The organism is Streptomyces sp. NPDC044719 (genome assembly GCF_056433405.1).
On the sequence record NZ_JBWKHE010000004.1, the window covers coordinates 589,336 to 608,687 of the forward strand.

Annotated in this window: 16 protein-coding genes and 1 pseudogene; 10 read left to right on the forward strand and 7 right to left on the reverse strand. The window is 72.2% G+C overall.

Annotation, left to right across the window (positions count from 1 at the left end):
• Window positions 1–53: 53 nt before the first annotated feature.
• Window positions 54–1,073, forward strand: coding sequence for a LacI family DNA-binding transcriptional regulator (locus tag AC07DF_RS18705; RefSeq protein WP_478971989.1), 1,020 nt, complete (start codon window positions 54–56; stop codon window positions 1,071–1,073).
• Here AC07DF_RS18705 and AC07DF_RS18710 read toward each other — a convergent pair.
• Window positions 1,070–5,035 carry a glycosyl hydrolase gene (locus AC07DF_RS18710; RefSeq protein WP_478972732.1) on the reverse strand — a complete coding sequence of 1,322 codons (3,966 nt, stop codon included), beginning with the start codon at window positions 5,033–5,035 and terminating at the stop codon, window positions 1,070–1,072. The two genes, AC07DF_RS18705 and AC07DF_RS18710, sit on opposite strands and share 4 nt — an antisense overlap.
• A gap of 209 nt (window positions 5,036–5,244) precedes the next feature.
• Between AC07DF_RS18710 and AC07DF_RS18715 the strand changes: the two genes are divergently transcribed.
• The 3 genes from AC07DF_RS18715 (at window position 5,245) to AC07DF_RS18725 (ending at window position 9,514) form a co-directional block, all read left to right on the forward strand.
• Window positions 5,245–6,501, forward strand: a complete 1,257-nt coding sequence (locus AC07DF_RS18715) for an MFS transporter (protein ID WP_478971991.1) — start codon at window positions 5,245–5,247, stop codon at window positions 6,499–6,501.
• Between the two features lie 32 nt (window positions 6,502–6,533).
• A complete protein-coding gene (locus AC07DF_RS18720; RefSeq protein WP_478971993.1) occupies window positions 6,534–7,997 on the forward strand; it encodes an arabinose isomerase in 1,464 nt (487 codons plus the stop codon).
• A 242-nt stretch (window positions 7,998–8,239) separates the two neighbouring features.
• Window positions 8,240–9,514, forward strand: a complete 1,275-nt coding sequence (locus AC07DF_RS18725; protein ID WP_478971995.1) for a cation:proton antiporter — start codon at window positions 8,240–8,242, stop codon at window positions 9,512–9,514.
• Window positions 9,515–9,530: 16 nt separating this feature from the next.
• On the opposite strand, the gene AC07DF_RS18730 is transcribed toward AC07DF_RS18725, so the two are convergent.
• Both AC07DF_RS18730 and AC07DF_RS18735 read right to left on the reverse strand, forming a co-directional pair.
• Entirely contained in the window at window positions 9,531–10,187 is a 657-nt protein-coding gene (locus AC07DF_RS18730) for a response regulator (RefSeq protein ID WP_478971997.1), read from the reverse strand.
• Window positions 10,184–10,800, reverse strand: a pseudogene (locus AC07DF_RS18735) (sensor histidine kinase). Before AC07DF_RS18735 ends, AC07DF_RS18730 begins: the two are co-directional and overlap by 4 nt.
• Window positions 10,801–11,142: 342 nt before the next feature.
• Here AC07DF_RS18735 and AC07DF_RS18740 point away from each other — a divergent pair.
• The 4 genes from AC07DF_RS18740 to htpG all read left to right on the forward strand — a co-directional run bounded on the left by AC07DF_RS18740 (window position 11,143) and on the right by htpG (window position 15,011).
• Complete coding sequence (locus AC07DF_RS18740) at window positions 11,143–11,430, forward strand: DUF3040 domain-containing protein (protein ID WP_478971998.1); 288 nt, start codon at window positions 11,143–11,145, stop codon at window positions 11,428–11,430.
• Between the two features lie 232 nt (window positions 11,431–11,662).
• The gene (locus AC07DF_RS18745; protein WP_478972000.1) at window positions 11,663–12,193 is read left to right on the forward strand and encodes a hypothetical protein; all 531 of its coding nucleotides are present in this window, start codon (window positions 11,663–11,665) and stop codon (window positions 12,191–12,193) included.
• Between the two features lie 134 nt (window positions 12,194–12,327).
• Window positions 12,328–13,026: a class F sortase gene (locus AC07DF_RS18750; protein ID WP_478972002.1), complete on the forward strand. Its 699-nt coding sequence runs from the start codon at window positions 12,328–12,330 to the stop codon at window positions 13,024–13,026.
• An 86-nt stretch (window positions 13,027–13,112) separates the two neighbouring features.
• The gene (gene htpG / locus AC07DF_RS18755; RefSeq protein WP_478972004.1) at window positions 13,113–15,011 is read left to right on the forward strand and encodes a molecular chaperone HtpG; all 1,899 of its coding nucleotides are present in this window, start codon (window positions 13,113–13,115) and stop codon (window positions 15,009–15,011) included.
• Between the two features lie 55 nt (window positions 15,012–15,066).
• Here htpG and AC07DF_RS18760 read toward each other — a convergent pair whose 3' ends face one another.
• From AC07DF_RS18760 to AC07DF_RS18770, 3 genes are all read right to left on the reverse strand, one after another.
• On the reverse strand, window positions 15,067–15,318 hold the full coding sequence (locus AC07DF_RS18760) for a twin-arginine translocase TatA/TatE family subunit (protein ID WP_478972005.1): 252 nt from the start codon (window positions 15,316–15,318) through the stop codon (window positions 15,067–15,069).
• Window positions 15,306–15,884 carry a hypothetical protein gene (locus tag AC07DF_RS18765; protein WP_478972006.1) on the reverse strand — a complete coding sequence of 193 codons (579 nt, stop codon included), beginning with the start codon at window positions 15,882–15,884 and terminating at the stop codon, window positions 15,306–15,308. Before AC07DF_RS18765 ends, AC07DF_RS18760 begins: the two co-directional genes overlap by 13 nt.
• 156 nt (window positions 15,885–16,040) lie before the next feature.
• On the reverse strand, window positions 16,041–16,616 hold the full coding sequence (locus tag AC07DF_RS18770; RefSeq protein WP_478972008.1) for a TerD family protein: 576 nt from the start codon (window positions 16,614–16,616) through the stop codon (window positions 16,041–16,043).
• Between the two features lie 148 nt (window positions 16,617–16,764).
• On the opposite strand from AC07DF_RS18770, the gene AC07DF_RS18775 reads away from it, so the two are divergent.
• Together AC07DF_RS18775 and AC07DF_RS18780 are read left to right on the forward strand one after the other, a co-directional pair.
• Window positions 16,765–17,151, forward strand: coding sequence for a BlaI/MecI/CopY family transcriptional regulator (locus AC07DF_RS18775; RefSeq protein WP_478972010.1), 387 nt, complete (start codon window positions 16,765–16,767; stop codon window positions 17,149–17,151).
• Window positions 17,152–17,157: 6 nt separating this feature from the next.
• The gene (locus tag AC07DF_RS18780; protein WP_478972012.1) at window positions 17,158–18,120 is read left to right on the forward strand and encodes a M56 family metallopeptidase; all 963 of its coding nucleotides are present in this window, start codon (window positions 17,158–17,160) and stop codon (window positions 18,118–18,120) included.
• Window positions 18,121–18,202: 82 nt separating this feature from the next.
• Here AC07DF_RS18780 and AC07DF_RS18785 read toward each other — a convergent pair whose 3' ends face one another.
• On the reverse strand, window positions 18,203–19,189 hold the full coding sequence (locus AC07DF_RS18785) for a sporulation protein (RefSeq protein WP_478972014.1): 987 nt from the start codon (window positions 19,187–19,189) through the stop codon (window positions 18,203–18,205).
• Window positions 19,190–19,352 lie beyond the last annotated feature (163 nt).

A 19,352-nucleotide genomic window follows, 5' to 3' on the forward strand; every position in this document is an offset into this window, starting at 1 on the left:
GCGCTCATGGAGGCCGCCGTCGTGCCTGGTCGCACGGCCGCAACAGCGAGGGGGTGGACGCCATTCCGGCACGCCCCGCCCGCATCCAGGACGTCGCGGCCGCCGCCGGCGTCTCGGTGTCCACGGTGTCGAACGTGCTCAACCGGCCCGAGCGTGTCACCGCACGGACCGCCGAGCGCGTCCGCGTCGCGGTCGCCGAACTCGACTACGTCCCCCACCCGGGAGCGGCGGGCCTGCGCACCGGACACTCCTCCGCCATCGGGCTCGTGCTGCCCGACGTGACCAACTCCTTCTACGCGCGCATCGCACGCGGCGCGGCCGACGCGGCCTACGACCACGGCTACTCCCTCGTCCTCTGCCACAGCGGCGACGCCCCGGAGCGAGAGCAGGGCTACTTCAGCATGCTCGTCGAGCAGCGGGCCGTCGGCGTGGTCGTCGTGCCGCTCAGCGCCGACCCGGGGCGTCTTGCCCGGCTGCGCGAGCGGGGCATCCCGCTGGTCCTTGCCGACCGTGCGATGCCCGACCGGGAGGGCTGCTCGGCCTCTGTCGACGACATCGCGGGGGGCCGCATCGCCGTACAGCACCTCCTCGACAGCGGGGCGCGCGACATCCTCGTGGTCAACGGCGAACGCGGCATACGCCAGTGCGCCGACCGCTACCAGGGCGCCCGGCAGGCCGTCCGCAGCCGGCGCGAGGCACGGCTGGACCAGGTCGTCGCAGAGCGGATGACCGTCGCGTACGGCACGCAGATCGCGCGCGAACTCGAGCGGCTGCCCGACGGGGTCTTCTGCACCAACGACTTCCTCGCGGCCGGCCTGTGCCGGGGACTGACCGAGCGGGGCGTGCGCGTCCCGGAGGACGTGCAGGTGGTCGGCTACGGCGACCTCGACGTCGCGAGCTTCGGGGCGACGGCCCTGACGACGGTCCGGCAGCCGGTCGAGGACCTCGGCCGGGCGGCCGTGGAGATGCTGCTCGACGAGATCGAGGCCCGCACGGACCACCTCCACGAGACCCGCGTCTTCGCCCCCGGGCTCATCCTGCGCGACTCCACCCGGCCGCTCTCCGGAAACTAGACCTCGCAGGGCACCCTCAGCGTCACGGGCCCCAGCAGCCCCGACGACAACTGGGAGTCGAACGCCCAAGCGGTCGGTGTGGCCTCCGCGAGATACGGCGCCAGCGTGCCCCGGACCGTCACCTCCACCCGGACGGTCCGACCGGCGGTACCGCGCAACGGGAAGCGGTACGGCGCGCAGAAGGCCTCACCGGCGAACTCCCCGTCGACCGACACCTCCACACTGCCCCGGACCCGCCCGAGATCCAGCACGGGATCGGGCCCCGGCGGTACCCGAAGCGCACGCGCGTACGTCACTCCGCCGCTCCAACTGCCCAGCCCCAGCTCACGCCAGTCGCCGAGCGGCAGCGGCGCCGGTACGGTCCGCACGCGCACCGGCCCCCGCCAGGCCGAGCCGCCCCGCAGAACCGCCGTCGGCTCGGTGACCACCTCGACCGGCGTGGGCGCCGACAGTGGTTGGCGCAGCGTCAGCCGAGTACCGTCCAGGGGCGATTCCGGCCCGTCGCCGACCCGCACACTCGCGGGAAGCGCCAGCGGCAGACCGAGCGACACCGTGCCCGCCGGCACGGTGAACCGGAAGCGCTGCGGGGCCGCGTGCACGTCGTCCGTGGACCGTGACGGCCATACGGTGCCGGCCAGCACCGGCCGGCCGGTGAGCCACCCGGTGTCCGGCAGCGGATGCGGCCGTACCGCCGCGTGGCAGTGCCGCAGCTCGCCCCGCCTGCGCTCGTCCTCGACGGTCCGCCCCCGCCACCCGCCCGTCCCGGCCTCCCAGCCGGCGCCGCTGACCAGGGCCGTCACCTCGGCTCCGGACCGCACCACCAGGTCGACGAACACCGCGTCCCGGGCGCCGGCACCGTCGGACACGACCTCCAGGGTGTGCTCGCCCGCCCCGAGCGCCGGTTCGTGGCGGAAGAACTGCGGTACGGCGCCCCAGTCGGCCTCGTAGTACTCCACCTTTTCCTGCCGCGCCACGACGTCCCCGTCGAGCAGCACGGTGACCGCCGAGGCGGCACCCACCACGAGGACCGCCCGCGCACCCTCGCCCGGGACACGCAGCCGCGCGCGGTACGTCACCCCGCCGTCCGGCCGCACACCGTCCGGCGGGCGCATGAACCGCGGGCGGGGGCCGAGCCCGCCCGGGGCGGAGAGGCAGAAGAAGCTGCCCAGCGGGGTGCCGTCCGCGGCCGAGATCGTCGAGGGACGGCTCTGGGCGTCGGACAGTTCGTACTCGAGCACGTTCCGGGCGCGGGCCACCGTGATCCGGGCGGACGCCAGGTACCCGGCGCCGTCGGGGTCCAGCAGCTCGCCGTTCCACCACACCCGCTTGCGGGCCTCCGTGCCGACGTGCAGTTCGGCGGGCCCCCGGTGGTCGGTCTCCACGATCGTCCGGACCCGGGCGGCCGTCGCGCCGACCGGCACGGGCACCCGGACGAACTCCTCGTTCACCAGCCCCTTCAGGCCCAGCAGCCCGCCCGGGTCCGGGACGCCCCGGCTGGGTGAGTACACGGCGACGTCCCAGCCCGCGTCCGGCGGTACGAGGGGCAGCTCGCCCGCCAGGACGCGTTCGGCGCGTGCGGCGTCCAGCGGCTCGGGCACCTGGCCGACGGGCACCGGGGGCAGGACACGGACCCGGTTGCCGTACGTGACCCTGGCCCGCTCCCACCCCCCGCCCTCGGTCCACTCCATGGTCCAGAGCTGCGGCTCGTCGACGGACGTGCCCGGGGGCAGCGCCAGATCGCCCCAGGTGTTGTCCAGGGTGGGGACCAGGCGGCCGTGCCAGCCGGCCGAGAGGTCGAGCACCCCCTCGGGCGGCTCCTGTTCCCGCGGCGTCGGTGCCGGGCGGCCTTCACGCCACACGACCAGGGCGGCGGGGGCGCCGTCCAGCGGCACCGCGATGGTCGAGACGGTGCCGTCGGCGGAGTCGGAGAGGGTGACGCGCGCGGGACGGCGGGAGCCGGTCGCCGGGTTCCACACCTCCGCCTCGGCGACCTCGGCCCGCACGGTGACGGACGACATGCCGCTGCCGAGTCCCGACGGGGAGGCGCCGGCCCGCAGCGGATGCGCGCCGATCTCCGGGAAGGCCGCCGTGACCAGCGCCACCGCCTCGTTCCCCTGCCTCCTGACGAGCAGCGGCACCTCACCGGTCGCGTACCCGGCCGCGTCCGCCACCGCCGCCGCACCGGCCTCCGGGTCGCGTGCCCGCTCCAGCCGTGGATGGGCAAGCAGGGCCCGCACCACCGCGTCGTCACCGGACCGGCCCGCGGCCGTACCGGGCGGACGCCCCACGACCACGACCCGCCCACCCACGTCGAGCAGTTCGGCCAGCCGCCGCGCCGTCTCCTCCTCCAGCACACTCGCCGAGGGCAGCAGCACTGCCGTGTACGCCAGGTCCCTGACGCGCAGGGCGCCGTCGGTGGCCTTGGCGCGCTGGACCGAGTCGTCGTCGACGACGTCGAAGGAGATCCGGTGCCGGTCCAGGCTGCCGACGTGCGGGGCGAGCCAGTTGTTCGTGCCGCACAGGTCCAGGTAGTGGCGCTGTGTCTCGTCGGCGTCGGCGTGGCCGTCGCCCAGCCGGCCGTCGCCGAAGTGCTGGATGGGCGCGTCCAGCGGGAGGAGCGCCTGCATGGTGGCGGTCGGGTGCAGGACCGCCACGTCGGCCGCGTAGCCGCCCCAGGACATGATCGAGCAGATCCGGGCCACGGCACGGGAGAACGCCGGGTACTGCTTCCAGTAGGGCTGGCGCCAGTCGGTGGACGGCGGTGCCCACTCGAACCAGCCGCCCGCCGTGCCGAAGTAACTGGCGTGCGGATTGTACAGATTGGCGCCGCTGCGCAGGAACGGCAGCAGCCAGTGGTAGGTGTCCTCCAGCGTGCCGCCCCAGCCGGAGGAGTGGAACGCCTCGATCCACACCCGCTCGTGGCCGTAGAGGTGGGCCATGGAGGAGTGCACCTTGGCGTCACCGTGGTGGTCGCTGCCGGCGGCGCTGTACCAGCGGTGGGTCCGGAAGTAGTCGGTGTAGATCTGCGTCGACTGCGCCGGGTGGCCCGCGCGGGCCGGGTGGCTCTGGTCGCTGCCGAGCAGCAGACCGCGCTCGCGGTGCCAGTCGGCGAGCGGCCGGAACAGGGCCTCCTCGGTGAGCTCCGCGCGGACCGCGTAGTAGTCGGCGCGGATCTCTCCCTCAGGCACGGTGGCGTCCGTCCCGAACAGGGCAGGCAGGTGGTCGAGCAGGTCGTAGCCGCGCCGGGCGCGGAACTCGTCGGCGAAGCGGTGGCTCCACGCGTTCGTGCCCGGCAGTTCGTCCTGGAAGCTGCCCGCGATGACGGTGCCCAGGTACTCGGGCACACGGCGGTCGTACTCGTGGTGGACGGTGTCCATCAACAGGCCCACGGCGTGCGGGTCGAGGTAGTCGAACGCCGTGGGGACGGTGGTGACGAGCCGCACCTCGGTTCCGTCGGCGGCGGCGACGCCCACGGGGCCCGGGCCGCCCGCGGCCAGATCGAGGCGCCGGCCCTGCCGGGTGTACGCGGCCAGCGGGGTCTCGGCAGCACTGACGGCGACCGCGCCCCGGGCGACGGTGACGTCATGACAGCGCAGCGCGCGACCGGCCGCCTCGGGATGACGCCGTGTCACACCGCCCTGGACATTGGCGCCGGAGAACCCGATCTGGTCGTAGAACCACAGGCGCGTGCCCAGATCCGCGGCGATCTCGCAGGCGTCGGTGAAACGTGCCCACCACTCCTCGCCGAACCACGCCGGATCGTCGGTCCGGGCACCGAACGTCGGGCCGGCCGGGGCCAGGTTGATCACGACGAGATTGTGGACACCGCCCTGCACGAACGCCCGCAACTGCCAGGCGAGGCGCTCGCGGGTGACCTTCGCGCCCGACCACCACCACAGGGGAGTGGGGCCGAAGTCGCGGGGCGGGTCGTCGAACAGGCGCTGGAGCGCGGGGGAGAGCACGGACACGGTCCTTCCCCTGAAACGTTTTTAGGCCACCTTCACCGTAGGGGACCTGGCACGGTGACGCCATAACCGCGCATGGTGGCGACGATGCCGACGCCACGTCACACATCTGCCCCCGACATCTTGTTGCAACGTTTTTCTCGCCCTATATTCACTGCGACCAGGCCCCCCGGAACCGCGATGTCACCAGACGACGGAGTCGCATCATGGCCGGTACCCGCCCCATCCCGAAACAGCTCTGGAAGGCCGCCGCCCTGTCGGGCATGGCCTCCTATCTCGATGCCGGGCTGATCGTCAGCATCTCCGTCAACCTGGCCATCTACCGCGACAGTTACGACATGGGCGTGTGGATGGCCGGTGCGATCAGCGCGATCGTCACCGGCTGCATCGCCGTCGGGTCCCTGGTCGGCGGACGCCTCGCCGACCTCTTCGGCCGCCGCCGCGTCTACAACTGGGACATCTTCTGCTTCGCCCTCGGCGCGATCGTCATCACACTGGCCCCGGACGACATCACACTGCTGATCGGCGTCCTCATCGCGGGGCTCGCGGCCGGCGCCGACCTGCCGACGTCCCTGGCCGTGGTCTCGGACGCCGCCCCCTCCTGGGCCCGGGGGAGGCTCGTCGCCTTCACCCAGGTCATGTGGATGCTGGGCATCGCCGTCGCCATCTTCCTCGGCTTCGTCCTGTCCACCACGGGCATGACCGGGGCCCGGCTCATCACCGGGCAACTGGCCATCGCCGCGCTCGTCACCTGGGCCTACCGCTCCCGTCTGAAACTGCCCGACGAGCCGTCAGAGACCGAGACGGATGCCGTACCGCACAGTGCCTCCCTGAAGAACATCTGGACGCGCGCAGCCCTGCTGCCGATGACCGCGACGTTGGTCTTCTATGTCACCTGGGGCCTCGGGGCCAACACCTTCGGTCAGTTCGGCACGTATCTGCTGGTCACCGTCAGCGACGCGTCACAGAGCCTGGCCACCGGAATCAACCTGGCCGCCATCCCGATCGGGGTGCTGCTGACCTTCGCCTTCGTGCGCTTCGCGGACACCCCCTGGCGTGACCGGCTGTTCCACGTCGCCGCGGTGGTGCAGATCCTCGCCTTCGTCATCGCGTCCCTGACCGCGGGCGCACTCGTCGGCATGCTCGTCTTCTTCGTCCTCTACCAGCTCTCCAACCCCTTCGCCGGCGAGGCCAACTACAAGGTGTGGTCGCAGCTCACCCTGCCCGCGGACACCCGCGGCACCACCCAGGGCCTGACCTACGCCCTGTCGCGCGGGGTCTTCGCGGTCGCCGCGTTCTTCACGCCCGCCCTGGCCGACCACAGCCCGGCGGTCCTGCTCTGGACGATCACCGCGTGCATGACGGTGGCGGCTTTCGCGGGCGTGTTCATCATCCGCGTCCTGGTGCCGCGTTCCTCCGGTGCGGTGCGCGACGACACGGACCTGCGCGTTCCCAGCACCTGAGCCGCAGCAGACCCTGACAAGGAGCACCGACCATGGCAACGACCGCGGACCGCACGGCCGCAGGGACCGCCGCCCTGCACGACCTGCTCCCGCCGGTCACCCGGCGCCGCACCCGGATCGGACTGGTCGCCGGCGGACTGGGCACCTACTGGCCGCAGTTCCCCGGGCTCCTCCCCCAACTCAAGGAGTCGGCCGCCTATGTCGCCGAGCGGTTCCGGGGGATGGACGCGGAGGTGACCGACGCCGGATTCGTCTCCGACGCCCAGGAGGGCGCCGAGGCCGCCGAAATGCTGCGCCGGGCCGACTGCGATCTGATCGTGCTGTTCCTGACGACGTATCTGACGTCGTCGATGGTGCTGCCGATCGCGCGGCGCTCGCACACGCCCGTCCTGGTCATCGACCTCCAGCCGACCGAGAGGATGGACCACGCGACCTTCGACACGGGGGACTGGCTGGCCTACTGCGCCCAGTGCTCCGTCCCCGAGGTGGGCAACGTCTTCCGGCGGGCCGGCATCCCCTTCCGGTCGGTCTCGGGATGGCTGCGTCAGGAGTCCGCCTGGCGGCGTATCGAGCAGTGGATCCGGGCCGCGCACATCCGCGCCGCGCTCCGGCACGCCCGGCACGGCCTGATGGGGCATGTGTACCCCGGCATGCTCGACGTGCAGACCGATCCGACGCTGCTGGCCACGACGTTCGGCTCGCACGTGGAGGTGCTGGAGTTCGACGACCTGCGGCACCGGGTGGAGCGCGTGACCGAGGCGGAGACGAAGGAGCGCATGGCGCTCGCCCGGCAGGTCTTCACCCTCGACGACAGCGTGGTGGACGAGGACTTCGCCTGGGGCGCGACCGTGTCGGTCGCACTGGACCGCCTGGTCGAGGACTTCGGGCTCGACTCCCTCGCCTACTACCATCGCGGCCTCGACGGCGAACTGCACGAGCGGCTCGGCGCCGGCATGATCCTGGGCGCCTCCCTGCTCACCGCCCGGGGCGTGCCGGCGGCCGGCGAGTACGAACTGCGCACCAGCGTCGCCCAACTCGCCTCCCAGAGCGTCGGCGCCGGAGGCTCCTTCACCGAGATCCAGGCCCTCGACTTCGAGGACGGCGTCGTGGAGATGGGCCACGACGGACCCGCCCACCTCGCCGTCAGCGCCCGCGACCCCCTCTTGCGCGGACTCGGCGTCTACCACGGCAAGCGCGGCTGGGGCGTGAGCGTCGAGTTCGACGTCCGGCACGGGCCCGTCACCCTGCTCGGTCTCGGCCAGGACGCCGATGGCAGCCTGTCCTTCGTCACCTCCGAGGGCACCGTCGTCCCCGGACCGCTGCTGGAGATCGGGAACACCACCAGCCGCGTCGACTTCGGCCGCGATCCGGGCGAATGGGTGGACGCCTGGAGCGCCACCGGCGTCGGCCACCACTGGTCCCTCGCCGTCGGCCATCACGCGGCCGACTTCCGGGCGGCGGCGAGCCTGCTGGGCATCGAGCACCGGGGCGTTTGACGGGGAGATGGGTGTCGTCCCCGCCCGGAGATGGGTGCGGGCACCGATGGTGACGCCACCGGTGTGCGTGTGAGGCTGGCAGCGTCGCCGAGGCTTTCGTGCCGGTTGTCATGGCCGCGGCCTCGTATGCGCCGAGACGCGGCGACGCTGCCCGTTCAAAGCCCCCTTCGAAGGAGGAGCCCCTATCCATCCCCGCACGGTGAAACGATCCGCCTACCGCGCTCCCACGAAGGCGGTGACCCGTGGGACACGCTGACAGCCTCCTCGCCATGGGCGGTGCCTTCCTGGCCGCCGCCTTCCTCGCCCGCCTCGGCGGCAGGATCGGACTCCCGACGATTCCGCTGTTCATGCTCGCGGGCATCCTGCTCGGCCCGCACACCCCGGGCCTGGTCATCGTCGAGGACGCACACGACTTCGAGATGCTCTCCGCGCTCGGACTGGTGCTGCTGCTGTTCTACCTGGGCCTTGAGTTCCACCTCGACGACCTCAAGAGCGGCGGCCGGCGGCTGCTGACCGCGGGCGGAATCTATCTGCTGCTCAACGTCGGCGCGGGGCTGGCCTTCGGGTTCGCCCTGGGCTGGGGTGTCCGGGAGGCACTGGTACTCGCCGGTGTCCTCGGGATCTCCTCGTCCGCCATCGTCACCAAGATCCTCATCGACCTCGGCCGCATCGGCCGCCCGGAGACCCGCCTCATCCTGGGCGTCATCGTCGTCGAGGACATCTTCCTCGCGCTGTACCTCGCCGCGCTCCAGCCGGTCATCAGCGGCGCCCAAGGCCTCGGGGACATGGTCCTTCAGGGCGCCAAGGCCTTCGGTTTCCTCCTGGTGCTGGCCGCAGCGGCACGCTACGGAACCAAACTGGTCGGGCGGCTCATCGCGACCCGCGACAACGAACTGCTCGTCATCAGCTTCCTGGGCGCGGCCGTCCTGGTCGCGGGAGTCTCCGAGACCCTCGGAGTCGCGGACGCCATCGGCGCGTTCATGGTCGGCCTGATCCTGGCCGGCACGCCCTCCGGACCGCGCATCAGGGAACTGGTGCACCCGCTGCGCGACGCCTTCGCGGCGATCTTCTTCTTCGCCTTCGGTCTGTCCATCGACCCCGGCGACATCCTGTCCGTCGTCGGCCCGGTCGCCGCGGCCGCCGCGCTGACCGTCGTCATGAACATCATCGCCGGACTCCTCGTCGCCCGCGTCTACGGCTACGGCACCGAGCCCGCCGCCGAGATCGCCACCACCCTCGTGGCCCGCGGGGAGTTCGCGCTGATCCTGGCCGCCATGGCCGCCAGCGCCGGACTCGACCACCGCCTCGCCCCGTTCATCGCCGGATACGTCCTCGTCCTCGCGGTCCTCGGGCCCATCGCCGCCGGACGCTCCGCCCTGCTCGCCCGCGCGCTCCGGTCCGCCCAGGACCTCCTGCGGGGCCGCACGGCCCCGACGTACGGCATCGAGCCCAAGCCCCAGGCCGACACCGCTCCGCCCGCTCCCCAGCCCGCCGAGGCCGAGCGCTGGGCGCCGTGACCTCAGGGCCTCGGTCTCAGGGCTCGATCAGCCCGACACGGATGGCGTAACGCGTCAGCTCCAGACGGTCCTTCAGGCCGAGCTTCTGGAGCAGATTCGCACGGTGCCGCTCCACCGTCTTGGGGCTGATGACCAGCAGCTCGGCGATCTGCTGCGAGGTGTGGCCCTCGGCGACGAGCTTGAGGATCTCCTCCTCACGGTCGGTGATGGCCCGGGAGGGCGGTGCGCCGCCCTCCCCGACGCGCTCGAGGTAGTCGCGGACGAGCGCGTCGACGGCACCGGGATACAGGAAGGGCTCGCCCCGCATGGTGGCCCGGCACGCCTCGACCAGGTCGCGGTCCGCGACGGACTTGAGCACATAGCCCGAGGCACCGGCACCGAGCGCCTCGAAGAAGAACTGCTCGTTGTCGTACATGGTCAGGATGAGGATCCGCGTCTCAGGACACGTCCGGGACAGCTCCCGGGCGGCCTGGAGCCCCGTCAGCCGGGGCATGGCGATGTCGAGGACGGCCAGATCGGGCCGGTGCTCGCGGGCCCGGGCGACGGCCTCGGCCCCGTCGTCCGCCTCGGCGACCACGGTGAGATCGGGTTCGGCGTCCAGGATCAGCCGGACACCCCGCCGCACCAGGGCGTGGTCGTCGGCGAGCAGGATGCGCGTGGGGGAGTTGGTCATGGTCGGCCGTTCCGGTCGGGATCACGTACGGGCACGGGGACGGTCAGGCGTACTTCGGTGCCCTTCTCCGGGCCGGGGCCCAGGCTGAGGTCGACGCCGACGAGCAGGGCACGTTCCCGTATGCCGCGGATGCCGGCGCCCTCCGGCGTGTCACCGGTGCCGCGGCCGTCGTCACGGACGCGGGGCCGCACGCCTGCGGTTGTGTGCCGCAGGGCGAGCTCGGCGTGCCGGGCATGCGCGTGCCGGACGACATTGGTGAGCCCCTCCTGCGCCACCCGGTAGAGGACGAGCTCGGCCTCCGGGCCCAGCGGCGGCAGATCCGCGTCCGGACGGTGCCGTACGGACAGCCAGGGCCCGCCGAAGTCGGTGGCGAGAAACCTCAGCGCACTCGCCAGACCGAGTTCGTCATGGCGCCCGTCAGGCGCTGGAGCGGGGCGAGCCCGACCCGCAGCAGCAGGGCATTGGCGACGAGCATCGCGGCCGGCCCCACCGCCAGCACCGCGGCCTCGGTGAGCAGCACCGGCGTGGAGACGGTCACCGGCCCCAGCAGCAGCGCGGTCGCCGTGATCAGCACCAGGGCGTTCAGCAGGAAGATCCGCCAGAACAAGGGCACCGCGTACCGCCTCCACCGACCTGTCCGCCTCCGTCATCCCTCCAGCGTGTGCGCTGCCCTGCCCCGCCGCCATCCGTGACACCACCCATCCTCGGGGCGAACACCGGCCTTGCGGCACGGCGTTCGTACAGGGCGGGCACCGGGAAGGATGAGGGTGGGGCCTGATGGCGGAAGCCGCAGGAGGGGGGAGAAGCTGAAGCCCAGGTGAGACCGGCCGCGCCGCCCGTCGGCGGGCTGTCTCCCTCCGCACCGCCACGTGCCCCGGCACCCCAGGACCTGCCATGGCCTCGGCCGTGCCGTGCCCTGCCTCGAAGCGCTGTCGGGTTCCGGGAAGGAGAAGCCGTGCCCCAGTCCGGAGACGAACGTCTCGTCGACCTCGAAGCGCGACTCGAGCGGGAGGACCCCAGATTCGCCCGGGCCCTGCGATCCGGCCGCCCGGCCCGGCCCCGCGAGTACCGGCGTACCGGAGCCTGGTGGGGACTGGCACTCGGCGTGGCCGCCCTGGGCTCCGGTATCGCCCTGTCCCAGGGGCTGCTCATCGCGGCCGGGCTGGTCGTGGTCGGCATGTCGGCCCAGCTGGTCGACCCGGACCCGAGCCGCCTGGGGCGACAGGGCCCGTGGAGGCGGTGACGCCTCGGTGCGCGGTGCGGCCGCCGTGCCGGGCGTGAGAGGGGGGGGCGGGCCCATCCGGAACGGGGTCGGCCACGGTCATGAGAATGCCGCCGTCAGAGTGCGGGCGTAACCCGTGTGAACGTCCTGGATGGTGGGACGGCCCGGCATGACTGACGGTGGTTCACGTCGAGGCCGGGTCTCCTGAGCTGGCGTGGCGTCAGCTGCCCGGCCCGCGACGGAAGGACTACCGATGCGCTCTGCCCGCATTCTGCTCGCGACGGCAACCGCCACGGCGGCCCTCGCGATCGCCGCACCCACCGCCTGTGCCGAGGCCATGGGTGACCGGGACCACGACAACACTTCCTACAGCAAGGAGCACCACAGAGACGGCAAGCACCACAAGCCGCGCGGCGGGGTACACACGGGTGGCGGAGCGCTGGCCGGTGTGAACGCCGACGACGACTGGGACAACCCCAGGCACGACGAGCGCGGCGAGGACCCCTGGGGCGACAAGCACGACGACCCCTACGGGGACAAGCGCGACAAGGACTGGGACGACAAGCACGACGAGAACGGCAGGCACGACGAGAACGGGAAGCACGACGAGAACGGCAGGCACGACGAGCACGGCAAGCACGACAAGCCGCGCGGCGGCATCCACACCGGCGGTGGCGCACTGGCCGGGCCGGCTGTCACCGCCGGCGGTCTCGCCGTGCTCGCGGTGGCCGGCACCGGCCTGTACGCGCTGCGACGCCAGAAGGCGTCGCGGGGCGCGGCATGACCGATGCCTGACCACATAGCCGCCGTGGCCGCCGCACGTGCCCCTCGCGTCGCGGCGGCCCGGCTCGTCGTCCCCGCGTGTCGTGCCCGCTGCCCAGCCCGATGCGCTGCCGTGCCCGAATGAGGTGGTCCCCGATGGCAGCCAGCCCCCCTACCCCGGCCGACGCAGGCCCCGAGCCGCAGAAGTCGAAGCGGCGATTCCGCACCGCCGTGGCGGCCTTCTGGGCGGTGGCCGCCCTGGTCCTGACCCTGTGCCTGGTCGGTGGCGGAGACGAGTCGTCCGACGCCGCGGGCCCGCACGCCCCGCCGGCCGTATCGGCGGCCGCGCCGTCCACGTCCGCGGGACCCTACCGGTCCGGATCGTCCAAGGCCCGCCCGCATCTGCCCCGGTCCCGGCCGGTCCGCCTCCTCATCCCCAAGATCGCGGTCGACGCACCGTTCACCGGCCTCGCCATCGACCGCTCGGGTCAGCTCGCGCCCCCGCCGCCGGACGAGACCAACCTCGTCGGCTGGTACGCCAAGGGCCACTCGCCCGGAGAGACCGGCACCGCGATCATCGCCGGGCACGTGGACACCGCCACGTCCCTGGCCGTGTTCGCCCGGCTCGGTGAGCTGCGGAAGGGCGACCGGTTCCAGGTGGTGCGGGCCGACGGCCGCCGGGCGACCTTCGTGGTCGACGGAGCGGAGTCCTACGAGAAGGACGGCTTCCCCAGCGAGCGCGTCTACGGCGACACGGCTGACGCCCAGGTCCGGCTCATCACCTGCGCGGGTACCTACGACCGCAAGGCCCGCGACTACACCGAGAACCTGGTGGTCTTCGCCCACCTCGTCTGACTTCCGGGTCCGCGGCCTGACTTGGTGTTTTACAGTTGCTGCCAGGATTTCAGGCGACTGTGGGACCTGTGAGGTATACGCGAACCATGACGACCGAAACGTTTGAGTTCCAGGTAGAGGCCCGTCAGCTGCTCCAGCTGATGATCCACTCGGTCTACTCGAACAAGGATGTCTTCCTGCGGGAACTCGTCTCCAACGCTTCCGACGCGCTCGACAAGCTGCGTCTGGAGAAGCTGCGGGACGACTCGCTCGACGCCGACGTGTCGGATCTGCACATCCGGATCGACGTCGACAAGGAGGCCCGCACGCTCACGGTGCGGGACAACGGCATCGGGATGTCGTACGACGAGGTCGGGCAGCTCATCGGCACCATCGCCAACTCGGGCACCGCCACGTTTCTGCAGGAGCTGAAGGAGGCCAAGGACGCGGCCGGGGCCGAAGGGCTCATCGGCCAGTTCGGCGTCGGCTTCTACTCCGGCTTCATGGCCGCGGACGAGGTGACGCTCGTGACGCGGCGCGCCGGCGAGAGCCAGGGCACGCGATGGTCCTCGCGCGGTGAGGCCACGTACACGCTGGAGAAGGTCGACGACGCGCCCCAGGGCACGTCCGTCACGCTCCACCTCAAGCCGGCCGACCCCGAGAACCAGCTCCACGACTACACCTCGCCGTGGCAGATCAAGGACATCGTCAAGCGGTACTCGGACTTCATCACCTGGCCGATCCGGATGCTCCCGGAGGCGGGCGAGGGCGACAGCGCGCCCGAGCCCGAGACGCTGAACTCCATGAAGGCCCTGTGGGCGCGCTCGCGCGACGAGGTCTCCGACGACGAGTACCACGAGCTGTACAAGCACATCAGCCACGACTGGCGCGAGCCGCTGGAGACGATCCGGCTCCAGGCGGAGGGCACCTTCGAGTACCAGGCTCTGCTCTTCGTCCCCGCGCACGCCCCGCACGACCTGTTCACGCGGGACTTCAAGCGCGGCATCCAGCTCTATGTGAAGCGCGTCTTCATCATGGACGACTGCGAGGAGCTGCTGCCGCCGTACCTGCGCTTCGTCAAGGGCGTCGTCGACGCGGCGGACCTCTCGCTCAACGTCTCCCGCGAGATCCTCCAGCAGGACCGGCACATCCGGATGATGCAGCGCCGGCTGACCAAGAAGGTCCTGTCCACGGTCAAGGAGTTCATGACCAAGGACGCCGACCGCTACGCCACGTTCTGGCGCGAGTTCGGCACCGTCCTCAAGGAGGGTCTGGTCACCGACTCAGAGAACCGCGACGCCATCCTCGCCGTCTCCTCGTTCGCGACCACGCACGCCGACGACGAACCGACCACGCTGGCGCGGTACGTGGAGCGGATGAAGGACGGCCAGGACGACATCTACTACCTCACCGGCGAGTCCCGGCAGAGCATCGAGAACTCCCCGCACATGGAGGCGTTCCGCGACAAGGGCATCGAGGTCCTGCTGCTCACCGACGCCGTCGACGAGGTGTGGGTGGACGCCGTGGGCGAGTACGAGGGCAAGCGGCTGCGGTCCGTCGCCAAGGGCGAGATCGACCTGGACGCCCAGGGCGACGAGAAGGCCGACGAGGAGCGGGAGAAGCAGGCCGAGGACCACGCCGGGCTGCTCGGCTGGATGCGGGAGCAGCTGGGCGAGGACATCAAGGAGGTGCGCCTGTCGGCGCGGCTCACCGTCTCTCCCGCCTGCGTCGTCTCGGACGCGCACGATCTGACCCCGGCCCTGGAGAACATGTACCGGGCGATGGGCCAGGAGGTGCCGCGCGCCCAGCGGATCCTCGAGCTCAACCCCGGACATCCGCTGGTGAAAGGCCTGAACCAGGCGTACAAGGAGCGCGAGGACCGCTCGGGCCTCGTCGAGTCCGCCGAGCTGCTGCACACGCTGGCGGTGCTCGCCGAGGGCGGGCAGCCCAAGGACCCCGCCCGGTTCGTCAAGCTGGTGGCGGACCGCCTGGAGCGCACGCTGTAGCCACGGGACGGTTCACGGACAGGGATCCACGGGACGGATCAGAGGTGGTCCGCGATCAGGGGTGGTCCGGCGCGCCCGTCGCCCGCGCGCCGGGCTGGGTCGTGCCGGTGCCCGGAGGGACGACCTCGCCCTGGAGCACCCGCGGCGCGGTGCCCGGCCCGGTCTCCTCGTCCTTCGCGGCGCGTGCCTCGGCCTTGAGGATGCGGGCCGACTTGCCGGCCGAGCGGGCGAGTTCGGGGAGCTTCTTCGCTCCGATCACGGCTATGACGACGATGAGGATGATCGCGATCTCGCTCAGTCCGAACATGGTGTCCTGTCCTTTCCCGCCCGGGCCGGGCACGGCGCGAGCGTATCGGGCGGGGAGCACGGCGTCATCGCCGCCTCGGGCCGCGGGGCCGGCCGCCCGCGCGGGTGGGGCAGCACGCCGAGGTCGAGCAGCGCCTGCCGCCAGGCCGGCCGGGCGTGCTCCACACGGCCGGCCGTAGGTGCTCCGCGTCGTCCCAGCGCCGTGCGCGACAGCGCGGCCAGGGCGAGAAGGCCGGTCACGGCCGCCACGAGCGCCAGGGTCCAGACGGCCGCGAGGAACGATCCGGGCAACGGGCCCGGGGCATCGGCCACTCGGAGGAGGCCGCCGAGCAGGAGCAGCACCCCGGCGGACGTGGCCGCCACGTGGGGCGTGAGCACCGCGAGGGCGGGCAGCAGACTGCCGGTGCCGAGCGGGCCCCGCCCTTCGAACGACGCCTCGTGCCGGGCCCGCCGGCCGTACGGCGAGACAGGCGCGGTAGGGCTCGCCGGCCGCCGCCGCGATGTCGTCGGCGCGGGCCAGCGCGTGGGCGCGCAGGCGCGCGGCCGTCCGGCCGGTCGGGTCGGCACCGAGACCACCGCGGATGTCCGCGGTGGTCAGCGCCAGGTGCAGTACCGCTTCGAAATCCGCGCGATCCTCGGGGCGGAGGCGGGACGACTCGACCACGTGGTCTCCCGGTCGGTTGCTGATGCGGCCGCCGGGCCCGGCGGTACGGGCGGGCCGTGTCAGACGCTGACGCCGAAGTCGGAGGCGATGCCGGCAAGGCCGGAGGCGTATCCCTGGCCGACGGCACGGAACTTCCATTCCTCGCCGTGCCGGTAGAGCTCGCCGAAGACCATCGCCGTCTCGGTGGAGGCGTCCTCGGACAGGTCGTAGCGGGCGATCTCCTGACCGCCGGCCTGGTTGACGACCCGGATGAACGCGTTGCGGACCTGTCCGAAGCTCTGGCCGCGGTTCTCGGCGTCGTGGATGGACACCGGGAACACGATCTTGTCGATCTCGGCGGGCACGGCGGCGAGGTTCACCTTGACGGTCTCGTCGTCGCCCTCGCCCTCGCCGGTGAGGTTGTCACCGGTGTGCTCGACCGAGCCGTCCGGGCTCTTCAGGTTGTTGTAGAAGACGAAATGCTGGTCGGAGGGGACCTTGCCGGAGGCCTCGAGGAGCAGGGCGGAGGCGTCCAGGTCGTAGTCCGTGCCGGTGGTCGTGCGGACGTCCCAGCCCAGGCCGACCAGAACGGCGGTGAGGCCAGGGGCCTCCTTGCTGAGCGAGACGTTGCCGCCCTTGGACAGGGAAACGCCCACGGGGTACTCCTTCTTGACGTGTGCGTTCCGGGTCCGGGACACGAACCCATCTGAAATCTACATCACTGTAGAAGTGAAGGGGTGGGCTCCCGCGGATCTATACGATGTGCCCACGGGCAACGCAGGGCGGTGGAAGGGAGGCAGGGCGGTGACGGATCCCCGGCAGCGTCCCCGGCGGGGGCAGGGCGAGCTGGAGGCGCTGGTGCTGGAGGCGCTGCGGGAGGCGGACGGTCCGGCGACGGCCGGCTGGGTGCAGGAACGCCTCGGTGGTGACCTCGCGTACACGACGGTGATCACGATCCTGACCCGGCTGCTGGGCAAGGGCGCGGTCACCCGGGAGCGGGTCGGCCGGTCCTTCGTCTGGACGCCCGCCTCGGACCAGGCGGGCCTGGCCGCGCGGAAGATGCGCAAGGTGCTGGACGCCGAGAGCGACCGCGAGGCCGTGCTGGCCAGTTTCCTCACCGGCCTCGGTCCGGACGACGAACGGCTGCTGCGTGACCTGCTGGATCAGGCCCATGGCGAGGAGGAAGACTGAAGCCTCATGGGGGTCTTCGTCTTTATGCCACTGGTGCTGCCGCTCACGGCGTGGCCGGTCGCGCGTCTGGCCGAACAGCATCTGCATCCGCGCACCGCGACCCGGCTGCTGACCGCGATGGCGACGGTGCTGGCGCTGTGCAGCACCGTGTGCCTGGGCCTGGTCATGGTGGTCGGCACCGCCCAGCTCCCCGGCAACCCGCTGCCCGACGGCTGGTCGGACCCCGAGGTGCGGGCGGCGGTGCCGTACGACGAGTTCGTCGGCAAGGCCGCGATTCCCGCACTGTGCGCGGTGGTCGTCGCCTGGGGCCGGACCCTGTGGCGGCATGCCCGGGTGCGCCGCCGTGCCCATCGCGCACTGGCAGGGCTGCCGGACACGGAGGTGGCCGTACTGCCGGACGCCGCGCCGTACGCGTACGCGCTGCCCGGAGGCCGGGGCGGCGGTGTTCCTGCCCGTGGCCCGCGCGTGGGGCGTGTCGTGGTGACCACCGGGCTGCTGGACCAGCTGCGGTCCGCCGAGCGCCGGGCCCTGTTCGCCCATGAGCGGGCGCACCTCGCCGCCCGGCACGACAGGTTCCTGCTCGCCGTGCAGCTCGCCGCCCGGGCCAACCCGTTCCTGCGGCCACTGCGCACGGCCGTGGCCTATACGGCCGAGCGGTGGGCCGACGAGGAGGCGGCCCGGACGATCGGCAGCCGCCGCACGGTGGCGCGCGCGATCGGCACCGCTGCCCTCGTCTCCCGGGGCACCCCGGCCCCCACACTCGCTGGACTGGCCGCCCCCGGGCCGGTCCCCCGCCGGGTGGCGGCCCTGCTCGGCCCCGCCCCCGCCGTCCGCACCTGGCCCTCGGTGTTCACCTCGGTCGGACTCGCGGCCTGGGGCGCGGCGGCGGGAACGGCCGTATCGGCGATGTCGTCCGCGAACTCGGCCGTGACGATGGTGCTCATCCTGCACGCGGCAACGCCCTTGTGAGACCCGCGGGTCCGGGCCGACCACGGCCCGGGCGCCAAGCCTGCCAGGGTGCCAGATCGGCCCTCCCTCCCTCAGTCAGGCCCTACCCCTCCTCTTCCTCCTCGCCCTCGAAGAAGTCCCCGACCTCGTCGACGACTTCGCCGGCGACCATGCCGCCGACGACCCCGGCGGCGAGTCCGGCCGCGCCCGCGGCTACAGCGGTTCCCATGCCGGGACCGGAGCGGTGGCCGTCGTGCCCGTGGCCGGCCGGGGCGAACGCGGTAGGGGAGCTGAAACCGACGGGGGAGCCGTACGACGCCCGGTGTTCGACGAGTTGCTGGATCCAGCCGTCGACGATCGCGGGCCAGTCCTGCTGCTCCACGCCCCTGTGGGAGACGTTGAAGCGGGTGAGCGCGTCGTGGCCGGACGACAGGAAACCGCCGCGCTTGTCCGCCTCCAGCACGACCTCCATGCCGCCCGGGTTCGCCAGGAACGTCAGCTCGATCTCGTTGACCTGCTGCGCGTACCGGGGCGCTGGGGCGAGCTCGATCTCCTGGTAGAACGGCAGTTGCTGGCCGGTACCGCCGATGCGCCCGTACTCGAGGTCGGCCGACCTGAAACCGAACCCGAGCCCGCCCAGGGCTTCGAGCACGGCTTCCTGCACCGGCAGCGGCGCGACGATCAGCGGGTCCAGATCGCCCTTGTCCTTCGCACCCGCCACCGACAGCTCGGTGCGCACGCCGAGGACGACACCCAGGTTCTGCCCGTGCAACCGGGTCGCCGGCGTCTCCCACGGCAAGGTCACGCTGAATGGCACACCGCGCTGCTCGCCCTCGGCGAGCCGGAAGCCGCCGCCGACGGTGAAGCGGTCGAACGCGACGACCCCTTCGCTCTCGCCGCCCTCGTGCTCGGCCTCGACCCGGGCCACCAGTTCCAGGGTGATGCCCTCGATGCCGAAGTCGGCTTTGCCGCCGACGAGTCGGACCTGGCCGGTGAGCGTGCCGCCGGGCCGGACGGGGGCCGGGTCGAGGACCGTGTCGACGGTGGGGCCGCCCACGCCGATCGCGCCGAGCAGTCGTTTGAACACCATGGTGGCGTCCACTCCTTCACATGCGTGTACTGACTTTCTACAAGCATGTAGAAGCATAGGGGATGAACACGGCAGTGGGGGAGGGGGGGGGGGGGGGGGGGTGGGGGGGGGGGGGGGTGGTGGGGGGGGGGGGGGGGGGGGGGTAGAGTGAGGTGTGGGCCGT

Excerpts from the sequence above, each read along its gene's own strand:
- AC07DF_RS18715 (WP_478971991.1), top strand. The coding sequence starts at position 5,245 with ATGGCCGGTACCCGCCCCATCCCGAAACAGCTCTGGAAGGCCGCCGCC.
- AC07DF_RS18720 (WP_478971993.1), top strand. The coding sequence starts at position 6,534 with ATGGCAACGACCGCGGACCGCACGGCCGCAGGGACCGCCGCCCTGCAC.
- AC07DF_RS18730 (WP_478971997.1), bottom strand. The coding sequence starts at position 10,187 with ATGACCAACTCCCCCACGCGCATCCTGCTCGCCGACGACCACGCCCTG.
- AC07DF_RS18745 (WP_478972000.1), top strand. The coding sequence starts at position 11,663 with ATGCGCTCTGCCCGCATTCTGCTCGCGACGGCAACCGCCACGGCGGCC.
- AC07DF_RS18750 (WP_478972002.1), top strand. The coding sequence starts at position 12,328 with ATGGCAGCCAGCCCCCCTACCCCGGCCGACGCAGGCCCCGAGCCGCAG.
- htpG (WP_478972004.1), top strand. The coding sequence starts at position 13,113 with ATGACGACCGAAACGTTTGAGTTCCAGGTAGAGGCCCGTCAGCTGCTC.
- AC07DF_RS18760 (WP_478972005.1), bottom strand. The coding sequence starts at position 15,318 with ATGTTCGGACTGAGCGAGATCGCGATCATCCTCATCGTCGTCATAGCC.
- AC07DF_RS18780 (WP_478972012.1), top strand. The coding sequence starts at position 17,158 with ATGGGGGTCTTCGTCTTTATGCCACTGGTGCTGCCGCTCACGGCGTGG.
- AC07DF_RS18785 (WP_478972014.1), bottom strand. The coding sequence starts at position 19,189 with ATGGTGTTCAAACGACTGCTCGGCGCGATCGGCGTGGGCGGCCCCACC.